This window comes from Mesorhizobium sp. M5C.F.Ca.IN.020.32.2.1 (genome assembly GCF_004023105.1).
GTDB lineage: Bacteria > Pseudomonadota > Alphaproteobacteria > Rhizobiales > Rhizobiaceae > Mesorhizobium > Mesorhizobium wenxiniae.
In genome coordinates this window covers 1-523 of sequence record NZ_RZSX01001618.1, presented here as the reverse complement: position 1 = coordinate 523, position 523 = coordinate 1, and the positions used below count along the sequence as shown (strand labels likewise).

General features: G+C 64.4%; 1 protein-coding gene. It reads left to right on the top strand.

The window, feature by feature from the left end; genetic code table 11:
* Positions 1 to 318 (top strand): phosphatidate cytidylyltransferase (locus EOA86_RS37790; protein WP_164892461.1); only part of this gene is annotated, 318 nt, incomplete at its 5' end.
* Between the last annotated feature and the right edge of the window lie 205 nt (positions 319 to 523).

Below are 523 nucleotides of genomic sequence, written 5' to 3'. Positions count from 1 at the left end.
ACTCAGAGCGGGGCACTCGGCGGCGCCGTCGGCGGCGTGGTTGCCGGGCTGCTTCTGGCGGCCGCGGCCGGAGGCGGAAATCTCGCAGTGCTCGGCGTCGTCGCGCTCGTGCTTTCGCTCGTCTCCCAGGCCGGCGACCTTTTCGAATCATGGGTGAAGCGCCGCCACAACCGCAAGGATTCGGGCACGCTGATACCGGGCCATGGCGGCGTCATGGACCGGGTCGACGGGCTTGTCGCGGCGGCTTTCGCCCTGTACGTCATCGGCTGGATTTCGGCGACCGCCGACCATCCGGCACAGGGGCTGTTTCCAGCTTGACCAGCATTGATTCCCGGCCTGGTTTCTTGACCTGCGCAGGATGCGCCATGGATTCGCCTGGATTGATGCCACAGTCGCGGTACGACCGTGCTGCGGACGAATTTGAGGACATGAGTTGAACGAGATTCTTCACGCGGTTTTCAGCACGGAAGGCTTTGTCCTCGGCACGCTGGTGCCGTTCCTGTTCGTGCTGACCGTAGTCGTG